Origin of the sequence: Devosia geojensis, from assembly GCF_000969415.1 — a bacterium.
GTDB classification, from domain to species: Bacteria; Pseudomonadota; Alphaproteobacteria; order Rhizobiales; family Devosiaceae; genus Devosia; species Devosia geojensis.
This window is the reverse complement of the sequence record NZ_JZEX01000051.1, coordinates 24992-34819: the sequence shown is the minus strand read 5'-3', so window position 1 is coordinate 34819 and position 9828 is coordinate 24992. Positions and strand designations below refer to the sequence as shown.

Annotated in this window: 9 protein-coding genes; 3 read left to right on the top strand and 6 right to left on the bottom strand. The window is 66.2% G+C overall.

Going from position 1 to position 9828, the window contains the following annotated elements; translation table 11 throughout:
• Window positions 1–445: 445 nt before the first annotated feature.
• The 4 genes from VE25_RS04045 to VE25_RS04030 all read right to left on the bottom strand — a co-directional run bounded on the left by VE25_RS04045 (window position 446) and on the right by VE25_RS04030 (window position 4207).
• Window positions 446–1810 carry a dicarboxylate/amino acid:cation symporter gene (locus tag VE25_RS04045; RefSeq protein WP_046107316.1) on the bottom strand — a complete coding sequence of 455 codons (1365 nt, stop codon included), beginning with the start codon at window positions 1808–1810 and terminating at the stop codon, window positions 446–448.
• Window positions 1811–2073: 263 nt separating this feature from the next.
• On the bottom strand, window positions 2074–2556 hold the full coding sequence (rpsI, locus tag VE25_RS04040) for a 30S ribosomal protein S9 (RefSeq protein WP_046107315.1): 483 nt from the start codon (window positions 2554–2556) through the stop codon (window positions 2074–2076).
• Window position 2557: 1 nt separating this feature from the next.
• A complete protein-coding gene (rplM, locus tag VE25_RS04035) occupies window positions 2558–3022 on the bottom strand; it encodes a 50S ribosomal protein L13 (RefSeq protein ID WP_046107314.1) in 465 nt (154 codons plus the stop codon).
• 159 nt (window positions 3023–3181) lie between these two features.
• Window positions 3182–4207 (bottom strand): COX15/CtaA family protein, encoded by a 1026-nt coding sequence (locus VE25_RS04030; protein WP_244466862.1) that lies wholly within the window; start codon window positions 4205–4207, stop codon window positions 3182–3184.
• Between the two features lie 121 nt (window positions 4208–4328).
• On the opposite strand from VE25_RS04030, the gene VE25_RS04025 reads away from it, so the two are divergent.
• Complete coding sequence (locus VE25_RS04025) at window positions 4329–4541, top strand: DUF2842 domain-containing protein (RefSeq protein ID WP_046107312.1); 213 nt, start codon at window positions 4329–4331, stop codon at window positions 4539–4541.
• On the opposite strand, the gene VE25_RS04020 is transcribed toward VE25_RS04025, so the two are convergent.
• Window positions 4538–5566 carry a polysaccharide deacetylase family protein gene (locus tag VE25_RS04020; protein WP_160299945.1) on the bottom strand — a complete coding sequence of 343 codons (1029 nt, stop codon included), beginning with the start codon at window positions 5564–5566 and terminating at the stop codon, window positions 4538–4540. The two genes, VE25_RS04025 and VE25_RS04020, sit on opposite strands and share 4 nt — an antisense overlap.
• Before the next feature lie 7 nt (window positions 5567–5573).
• Complete coding sequence (locus VE25_RS04015; protein ID WP_046107310.1) at window positions 5574–7877, bottom strand: GumC family protein; 2304 nt, start codon at window positions 7875–7877, stop codon at window positions 5574–5576.
• Window positions 7878–8030: 153 nt separating this feature from the next.
• On the opposite strand from VE25_RS04015, the gene VE25_RS04010 reads away from it, so the two are divergent.
• Both VE25_RS04010 and VE25_RS04005 read left to right on the top strand, forming a co-directional pair.
• Window positions 8031–8585, top strand: coding sequence for a polysaccharide biosynthesis/export family protein (locus VE25_RS04010; RefSeq protein ID WP_052731711.1), 555 nt, complete (start codon window positions 8031–8033; stop codon window positions 8583–8585).
• A complete protein-coding gene (locus tag VE25_RS04005; RefSeq protein WP_046107309.1) occupies window positions 8585–9721 on the top strand; it encodes a glycosyltransferase in 1137 nt (378 codons plus the stop codon). Before VE25_RS04010 ends, VE25_RS04005 begins: the two co-directional genes overlap by 1 nt.
• The last annotated feature ends 107 nt before the right edge of the window (window positions 9722–9828 follow it).

Sequence of the window (9828 nt, the reverse complement as noted above, 5' to 3'; positions counted from 1 at the left end):
ATCTGGTGTGGAATTAAAAACTTATCCCCGCAGCTTCCACCTGCCCCATACTCACACCCATCCCTTCGCCGGGCGCGGCAAGTACGAGTTGCCGGCGGCCGGTGGCAGGTCGGACGGTTCACTCGTGCACGGGGACCGTCTCGCCTGCCACCGGGTTCTGGGAGCGGGTGTCTGCCGGGGGTCGCCCCGGTGGAGGCTGGACAGGCGGGGACGGGCGGTCATCCCAAACAGCGCAAAGACATCGCTGGGCCGTCTCTTGTCGCCCCGGTCGAGAAATCCCCGTGCAACGGGCGGGTGAAAGCCCACCTTTCCTTTTTGAAGCTTCGGTCCCCGGGTATAAGCCCGCCCGTTGCCGCCCACCTCATCAACCGCAGGCCACATGGCCGGGCGGGGTTTCGTGCTGCCAAACGAAAAGGGAGGCCGAAGCCTCCCTTTAGTACCTGCCCTACTCCGCCGGCGTGGGGCTGGCGTCGAGTTCCTCGATGCCCTCCCCGCGGTCGTAGGCTTCCTGGTCGAGGATACCCTCGCGCTTGGCGACGATGGTGGGCACCAGCGCCTGGCCGGCGACGTTGACCGCGGTGCGGCCCATGTCGAGGATCGGGTCGACGGCGAGCAAGAGGCCGACGCCTTCGAGCGGCAGGCCGAGGGTCGAGAGCGTCAGGGTCAGCATCACCACCGCGCCGGTGAGGCCGGCGGTCGCGGCCGAGCCCAGCACCGAGACGAAGGCGATAAGCAGGTACTCCTGGAGCCCCAGCGGAATGCCGTAGAACTGGGCGACGAAGATCGCCGAGATCGCCGGGTAGATGGAGGCGCAGCCGTCCATCTTGGTGGTGGCCCCGAGCGGCACGGCGAAGGCGGCGTATTCGCGCGGCACGCCGAGATTCTTCTCGGTCACCCGCTCGGTGACCGGCATGGTGCCGACCGAGGAGCGCGACACGAACGCCAGCTGGATCGCCGGCCATGCGCCCTGGAAGTAGCGGATCGGGTTCAGCCCGTGGAACGAGAGCAGCGCCGGATAGACCGCGAAGAGCACGATGGCGAGGCCGATATAGATGGCGGCCGAATACCAGCCGAGCTGGGCCAGCGCATCCCACCCGTAGACGGCGACGGCGTTGCCGAGGAGCCCGATGGTGCCGATCGGGGTCAAGCGGATGACCCACCAGAGGAGCTTGTGCACGACCTTGAGGAACGAGCGGGTGAACTCGAGAAACGGCTCGGCGGCCGGGCCGACGCGCAGCGCCGCGACGCCCACCGCGATCGAGACGACAAGGATCTGCAGCACGTTGAACGAGAGGCTGGTCGTCGCGCTGCCGTCGGTGACGCGGGTCGAGGCCTGCAGGCCGAAGACGTTCTGCGGGAAGAGGCCTTTGAGGAAATCGAGCCAGGAGCCGGTGGTCGAGGGCGCGCGCGCCGCCTCTTCGGTGACGGCGGCCGTCAGGCCCGGCTGGATGATGAGGCCGAGCGCGATGCCGATAACGACGGCGATGAGCGCGGTGATGGCGAACCACAGGAGCGTCTGCCAGACGAGCTTGGCCGCGTTCTGCAACTCGCGCAGGTTGGCGATCGAAGCGACGATGGCGGTGAAGATCAGCACCGGCACGAGCGCGCGCAGCAGCTGGACGAAGAGCGAGCCGATGGTCGACAGAGTCTGCGTCAGCCAATTGGGGTCGCCCACTACGGTCGGGCCCATCTGGCGGGCGATGTAGCCGAGCACCAGCCCGAGCACCATTGCGGCGAGAACCTGGAAGCCGAAGCTGGCGTAGAACGGCTTGGGCGGGCGCGCGGCCCGCGATACGGAGGGAGTGGTCATTTACGTGGCCCTTATTGTCGAGGTGCCCTGACGGAAGGCAGGCCGCCTCAAATTTGGTCAACAGCATACGCCCCGTTTGGTCCTGCCGCACCGTCTGGATTTCCAAGGAAGAGCCGTGGGGTAAAATTTTCCACTGCTATCGCGCCGATACGACGCAACGGCTTGGCCGGATTTATCCCCGCGTGCCAAAGGCATGCGAGATTCGTGCCGCCAAAAAGCAAAGGGCCGGTTGCCCGGCCCTTCGAGAAAGGATTGCGATGCGCTTAGCGCTTGGAGAACTGGAAGGACCGGCGGGCCTTGGCGCGGCCGTACTTCTTGCGCTCGACGACGCGGCTGTCGCGGGTGAGGAACCCGCCTTTCTTCAGGACGCCGCGCAGTTCCGGCTCATAGAAGGTCAGGGCCTGCGAGATGCCGTGACGGACGGCGCCGGCCTGGCCGGAGAGACCGCCGCCGGAGACGGTGGCGACGATGTCGTACTGGTCGACACGGCCGGCAACGCCGATCGGCTGTTTGACGATGAGCTGGAGCACCGGGCGGGCGAAGTACTTGTCGAAGTCCTTGCCGTTGACGGTGACCTTGCCCGAGCCGGGCTTGATCCAGACGCGGGCGACCGCGTCCTTGCGCTTGCCGGTGGCATAGGCGCGACCGTACTGGTCGAGCTTCTGCACATGGACGGGCGCCTCGTTCACGACAGGCGCGGCGGCCGAAGTGCCGAGGTCTTCGAGGGAGCTGAGGGTTTCGGTCATGCTACTTCACCCTGACGTTCTTGGTGTTCATGGAAGCCACGTCGAGCTTGACCGGCTGCTGGGCGTCATGCGGGTGCTCGGCACCGGAATAGACGCGCAAGTTCTTGAGCTGGGCGCGGGTGAGCGGGCCACCCGGCATCATGCGGCGCACGGCGTTCTCGAGCACGCGATGAGGGAAACGGCCCTCGAGCAGTTCGCGGGCGGTGCGGTCCTTGATCCCGCCGGGGTAACCGGTGTGCCAGTAGAAGCGGTGCTGGTCGAGCTTGCGGCCGGTGAGCTTCACCTTGTCGGCATTGATGACGACGATGTTGTCGCCCATGTCCATGTGCGGGGTGAAGGTCGGCTTGTGCTTGCCGCGCAGGCGCGAGGCGATGATCGAGGCGAGACGGCCGACGACGAGGCCCTCGGCGTCGATCAGGACCCACTGCTTCTCGATCTCGCTCGGTTTTGCCGAGTAAGTCTTCATCATTTATGTCCTTAGCAAAGTCTGGCTTGCCGGCGGCATCGCGAAGCGGGCGACGGCGAGTTTCGCGGGCCATTTAGAGGCCGGCACAAAGCGCGTCAAGCGAAAAGATATTATCGTTTGATTTCAGCATGTTAGTATGCGGTATTATAATACCGTATACTAAATCCTTGCAGCACGCTGCATATCGGCAATGTAGAGTACGACCATGCCGGCGAGCAGGAACGCGACCGCCTGGTGGGCGACGGCAAGCGAGATCGGAACGGCCATGAGAAGCGTCGCGATGCCGAGCCCGACCTGGGCGAGGACGCCGACGCCAATGCGCCCGAGCCACTCGTGAGCGCCGTTGAGCCGCCCTGCCCGCGCCTTCAGCCAGATCGCGACGGCGATATAGGCGACGATGCCGTAGGCGAGCATGCGGTGGTTGAACTGCACGGTCAGCGCGTTCTCGAAGAAATTGCGCCAGAGCGGCTCCATGACGCCGAGGCCCTGCGGGATCAGCGCGCCGTCCATCAGCGGCCAGGTGTTGTAGCCCATGCCGGCATCGAGCCCGGCAACGAACGCACCCGCCCCGATCTGGATGAAGAGCAGCACTAAAAGCACGCCGGCAATCCAGAAATCGCGGCGCTCGATGCGGCCGGTCACCGGTCCCGGCGTGATGCGGCGGGGAACATAGAGCAGCGCCAGGAACAGGAGCGCGGCGGCGCAGAGATGCGCGGCGAGCCGGTATTGAGAGACCGATGTCAGTTCCGAAAGGCCCGAGGAGACCATCCACCAGCCGAGGAATCCCTGGAATCCGCCGAGGAGGAAAAGGCCGAAGAGCGGCCAGGCGAGGCTCCTCGGCAGGCGCTTCTGCACGAGGAACACGGCAAACGGCACGATGAAGAGGAGGCCCAGTACGCGCCCCAGCACCCGGTGCAGCCACTCCCAGAAGAAGATGAGCTTGAAGTCGGCAAGGCTCATCCAGGAGTTGATGACCGAATATTGCGGGATCTGCTTGTAGGCCTCGAACTCGGCGTGCCATTCGGCTTCCGTCAGCGGCGGGATGATACCGGAGACCGGCCTCCAGCTGGTGATGGAAAGGCCCGATTCCGTCAGCCGGGTGATGCCGCCGACGACGAGGATGAGGAGCACGAAAGCGGCGAGCCCATAAAGCCAGATGCGCACCGGCCGCAAGCTGTCGCTCACGGTGCGCGCCCCGCTCATTGCGGCATTTTGTACAGTGCCCACGGCCAGTTCCCGGTATCGGACGTTCCGACTGAGTGGTATGCCCACGGGCAAGACGATGCAACAGCCGCAATGACGCACCGTGACCCAATCGAACCGCAAGCTCCTCGGAACCTTCCTGCTCCTCGGCTCCATCGTCGGCTGGGCGGTGCTCGCCACGGCGATCTACCTGATCGTCCTCGCGGACCTGCCGTGGTGGGTGCACATCACCTATTTCGCCGTCGCGGGGTTCGGCTGGCTATGGCCGGCGATGGTGTTGATCCGCTGGATGGCGCGGCCTGACGAGCCGAGCTAGCCGTTCATGCGTCCGAGCCAGGTGAACACTGCTCCGCTCGCGAAAACATCGACATAACGGCGTTCCTGGAACAATCCGTTGAGGGAGACACGCGGCAACGCCGTCGGCGTTTCGCGGTGGTGGGGATAGAGGCCGCCCGGGCGCGTGGTCACCGCCGTGGCAAGACCCAGCTCCCGCGCAAGATCGAACTCACGTTCGCCGGCAGAGAGCGGCCCGCCCAGCGGATAGGAAAAATGCCGCGGGCGCTTGCCGAACTTCGCGCCCAGAATGTCGACCGAATGGGCGATCTCCTCGCGCGCCTCGTCGGGCGGCAACTTGGCGAGCTCGTAGTGCTTCACCGTATGCGCGCCGATGGTGCAGAGCGGATCGTCGGCGAACTGGCGCAGCTCGGACCAGTCCATGATCAGGCGACGGCACTGGTCGGCGAGGTCAAAGCCGTGGTGGGCGGCTAACCGATAGAGCAGCTGGAGCCGGTCAGGCTCGGGCATCTTGCGCATGCGCCAGTAAAGCGTGTCGAATGCCTGCTGCTTGTCGGCGAGCGTTGCGGTCGCCAGGCGTTCGTTGTTGGCAACGACCTCGTTATTGGCCGCGATGATGTCCTCCAGTGCCTGCCACCAGAGTTCGCCCTCCCCGTCGACCAGGCCGGTCGGCACGTAAAGGGTGAAGGGGCAGTCCTGCCGGCGCAGTATCGGCAGAGCGTATTCGAGGTTGTCGCGATAGGCGTCGTCGAAGGTGAAGACGGCGAAGCGCCGAACGGCCTTGGGCTTGCGCAGCCGCTCCATCGCTTCGTCCAGGGTGATGATATCGATGTCGAGGGCGCGGACGCGCTCGATGCAATAGTCGAGGAAGTCCGGCCGCACCTGCAGGATGGCGTTGGGCGAGAAAGGCGCCGGCGTGTCGGGCAGCACGCGGTGGAGCGTGAATATGACGCCGCGGCACGACGAGAGCGTGCGGGTGAGCGCCGGCAAGCGCGAGAGCCACAATGCCTCGAAGACGGCCCGGATGGCGGTATACTTCAGCCCCACGCTGCCCTCACGCCGCGACGCCGACGGGCGTGCGCACGAGTTCGGCGTCACCATAGCCGGCGGCGGCAAGTTCCTGGCGCAGCGCCTCGATGTCCTCGGCATCGCCATGGTGCTGCGAGACGAGCACGATGCGATCGGCGATATCGGCAAAGGCCGGCAGGGTCGAGGCCATGCCAAGCTTGCCGGTGGCGACGATCACCACCTCATAGATGTCGCTCAACGCCTCGACAAGGGTAGCCGGGCGCGGGGAGCGGCGGTCGAAGAAGCTACCCTGCCCCCACGGCACCTCGGCGAAATTGCCGTCGGTGGACTTCTGCACCACGTCGCCGAAGCTGGCCGCGCCTGTGCTGAGATCGGCGATGCCGAAGTCGCCGCCGGTGCGGCCGCTCGCAGCATCGACAATGGCGACGCTGAGCCCGCGCTGGAGGGACTCTTCGGCCAACACATCGGCGAGCATCTCGCTGTCCATCGCGTCGCGATGCCCGGCGAGAACAACGACGCGGCATCGCCCGAGGGCGAGGTCGGAAGAAAGCCGGGCATGGTCCGGCAGGTCCGCCGATCCAGGCTCGGCGGGCGAGACGCTGGCGGACTCGCCCTGGATGTCACCGGATTCCAAATCGTCTCCGTCAGCCGTCACCTGTGACGCATAGACCGGCTCGGCCTCCCCGGTCAGCTCGGCATCCAGATCCTCGTCAAGGACGCCGGCCTGGAGGGCATCGTCCTCGACCATGCGATCGTCCGCCTCGACATCCTCCACTTCAGCGGGGGCAATGGGCGCTTCGGGGAAGGCGTCAGCCTCGGGCTCGTGGACGAGATGCGCCGGTTCGGGATCGGGCGTAGCGTCCTTGTCGACGTAGGCGGGCAATTCGATGGGCTCGACCCTTTCGGCCTCGTCGGGCCCTACGACTGCCCGCGGGGCGGCAACGGCGCGGCCGGAGACCAGTTCGGAGAGGACGACGATGCCCACCTGGCTCACCAGCGTCACAAGGCCGACGGCGATGAGGACGAGCGTCGACTGCGGCGAGGCGGGCGTCACCGAGGGCGCCGCTTCGCTTACCACCCGCACATCGGGCAGCGCCGAATTGGTGTCGGTGCGCGAGACGGCTTCACTGTAGCGGCGAAGATAGCTTTCGAGGAGGTCGCGTTGCGCGTCGGCCTCGCGGATGAGCCCCTGCAGCGTCACGTTATCGCGGGTCGCGGTTGAGGCCGAGCCCTTGAGCGAGTCGAGCTCGGCGCGCAGCGATTGCTCGGTATTGGCCTCGATCTCGGCCTCAGACTCGAGCGCGGCCGCGATGCGGCGGGCCTCCTCGCGCAGCTGCGCGTCGAGCTCCGAAATCTGGGCGGCGACGGCCTGTACGTTCGGGTGGTTCGGCAGGAGCGTTGCCGAGAGCTGCGCGCGCTCGCCCTGCAGCCGCGCCCGTTCCTGCGTCAACTGCTGGATGACCACCGACTGCTGCACGTCCGGCACGCCATCGATCGCCTGACCCTGCTCGACCAGTCCCCGAATGATGGCGGCGCGCGAGAGCGCCTGATTCTTGCGCTCCTGGGCGGTGGTGATCTGGTTGGCGATGGTCGAGAGCTGCTGGTCGAGCAGGCTCGTATTGTTGGCGCCGCTGAAAAGGTCGTTGTCGACGCGGAACTCGGCGACGGCCTTCTCCGCCTCGGAGACGCTCACGCGCAGCCGGTCGATTTCCTCGCGCAGCCAGTCCGAGGCGTTGGCGGTGTCGGTCAGCGAGAGCTCGGCTCGGCGCGCCACATGGGCGCGCGCAATTGCATTGGCGAGGCGCGCCGCCAGTTCAGGATCGCGCGAGCGCACCGAAATATTGATGACGCGCGAGTCGCGCTGCTGGACGACGGTCATGCGCCCGAGGAGATTGGTCAGGATCGTCTCGTCTCCGGCCGTCGACTGCGCGGAGCGCCCGAGAAGCCGGTTGACGACCGCGCCGATGGAGAGCCCACCCTCGCTGCCGGCGAACTCCGGCACGGAGCGCAGATCCGTCGCCTCGACGACGCCGAGCAACGTGTCGCGCGATTTCAGGAGCTCGATCTGGCTGGAAACGACGCCCGCCTCGTTGCCGGTCAGGGTCGCGGCAGGCTCGTTGGTGGCACGGGTGTAGATGTTGGCGCGCGGCTCGACGAGGATCGAGGCAGTCGATTCATAGAGGCGCGGGGTAAAGAGCAGCACCACATAGGCTGCCGCCAGGGCCAGCAGGGTCAAGAGGATGATGCGCGGCAAACGTGCGAACACGGCCGCCGCAATGGCGCCCACGTCGATCCTGGCCTCTCGCGCCACCTGCTCCACGTTGCTCATTCGGGCCCTCTTCAAGGTCGAGTCTCTTATGACGACGGCATGGTAAGCAATCAGTTAAGGCTCGTGCATTCGGCAAGCGCCGAGCCCTGCCGTAAGCAAAGTATTAACCACGAAATGCCGACAATGCGGGCGCTTCGATCCTCAGGGATTCTCATGCGCCTCACGCACCTTGCCCTGCTCGTCCTGCCGTTCCTGCCCCTCGCCGCCTGCGCGACGACGGGGCCGGCCGCGTACCTCGTCGAACCCACGGGGCCGTATACGCTCGATTCCGGCGATACGGTGCGGGTGACGGTCTATGGCGACGCGAACCTGACCAATACCTACAAGGTCGACGACAGCGGGGCCATCGCGTTCCCGCTGGTCGGCCCGGTCAATGTGCGGCACCAGACGACGAGCGCCGCGGCCGGCAGAGTCGCGGCGGCGCTCGCCAACGGCTATATGCGCAACCCGGATGTCGCCGTGGAAGTGGCCGAGTATCGCCCCTTCTTCATCCAGGGCGCCGTCGCCAATTCCGGCCAGTTCCCCTACTCCTACGGCATGAGCGTACGCGCCGCCGTCGCGCTCGCCGCCGGCTTCGGCGACACCGCCGACCGCTCCCGCGCCGTGCTCTACCGCCGGCAGGGCAACGAGATGGCGCGGGGGATCGTCGACCTCGATCATCCGATCGCGCCGGGCGACACCATCGTCATCGAGGAACGTTGGTTCTGATGACCACTCCGGCGTCCGGTCGGCCCCTTCGCATCCTCCAGGTCATGCGGGCGCCCGTCGGCGGGCTCTTCCGGCACGTCGCCGACCTCTCGGTCGAACTCAGCCGGCGCGGGCATCAGGTCGGGCTCGTCGTTGATTCTCTGGCCAGCGACTCGCAGACGCAGGACAAGCTCGACGCGCTCTCCTCAAACCTGGCGCTCGGTATTCATCCCTATGAAATGCCACGCCTGCTTGGTCCGGGTGACGCGATCGTTCCGATCAAGCTTGGCGGGCTCGCCCGGCGACTCGGCATTGAAGTGATCCATGGCCATGGGGCCAAGGGCGGGTTCCATGCCCGGCTCGCCGCCCGTCCGAAGCCCGGTTCCGGCGTCTACTACACGCCGCATGGAGGCGTGCTGCATTTCAGTACGACCTCGACGTCCGGCCGGCTCTTCCATCGCCTCGAGCGGCTGCTGATGCGCCGCACCAGCGCCATCATCTTCGAGAGCGCCTATGCGCAGGCGACCTACTCGCGCGCCATCGGCAAGCCGACCTGCGCAACGAGCGTCACCTACAACGGCCTGCGCGAGGACGAGTTCGACCCGGTCTGGCCCGAGCCGGACGCGGCCGATTTCGTCTTCATCGGGGAGCTGCGGCGGCTCAAGGGCGTGCATGTGCTGCTGGAGGCACTGGCCAGGGTGCTCAATACCGCCGGTCGACCCGCCACGCTCTACATCGTGGGCGACGGTCCCGACAGGGCCGAGTTCGAAGCGATGGCGCACGACCTGGGGCTGTCGGGACAAGTAACCTTCGCGGGCGCCGGACCGGCGCGGCAGGCCTTCCGCTATGGACGCTGCGTCGTCGTGCCATCCCTTGCCGAATCCCTGCCCTATATCGTCCTGGAAGCCGCAGCGGCTGGACGCCCGGTGATCGCGACGCGTGTCGGGGGCGTTCCCGAGATCTTCGGGCCGGCGGCGGAACGACTCGTGCCGGCCGGCGACGCAGGGGCACTTTCCGAGTCGATGCAACGGGTTATGAGCGAACATTCGATCGCTGCAGCAGAAGCGGTGATGCTGCGCGGCTACGTGCGCGAGAACTTCTCCTCTGCCCGCATGGCCGATGCAATCGAAGCACTCTATTTGACGGCAATCGGTTAGAGGGCAAGCGCCGGTTTTCACCGGTTTTTCATCCCTTGACCTCCAATATGACGCGCAAAATTGCGAGTGCGCGACCCGGAATGTTCCGCCTAGATCCCAAACAGGCC